General features: G+C 48.5%; 1 pseudogene. It reads left to right on the top strand.

Annotated features, from left to right (window positions below):
- A pseudogene (locus tag ACP45E_RS02005) lies at nt 1-272 on the top strand (carboxylesterase family protein); the annotation flags it as partial.

Genomic DNA, 272 nt, shown 5'->3' with positions numbered 1-272 from the left:
ACCGCTCTTCCGATCTCTAAAGGTGATGCTGCAATCGCAGGTGAGCACTTTCAACGTGCGATTATGCAGAGTAACGCTTACGGTTTTGAGTACAAAAGTTACGATGTAGCCAAGAGCCAGAGACCAGAACAAAACCTTGAAGAGCTTACGTTAGCACCGCTTGACGAGATCATAAAGGTTCAGGGTGACATACTTGACCCTATTCAGCGTCTCAAGAGCTGGGTACTGACCGCGGCTAACATTCCGTTAATCAGCCCGACACGAGACAACAG

Origin of the sequence: Vibrio genomosp. F10 str. 9ZD137 (assembly GCF_049974785.1) — a bacterium.
Lineage (GTDB): Bacteria > Pseudomonadota > Gammaproteobacteria > Enterobacterales > Vibrionaceae > Vibrio.
The sequence above is the reverse complement of the archived record's forward strand: the minus strand, read 5'-3'. Positions and strand labels throughout refer to the sequence as shown.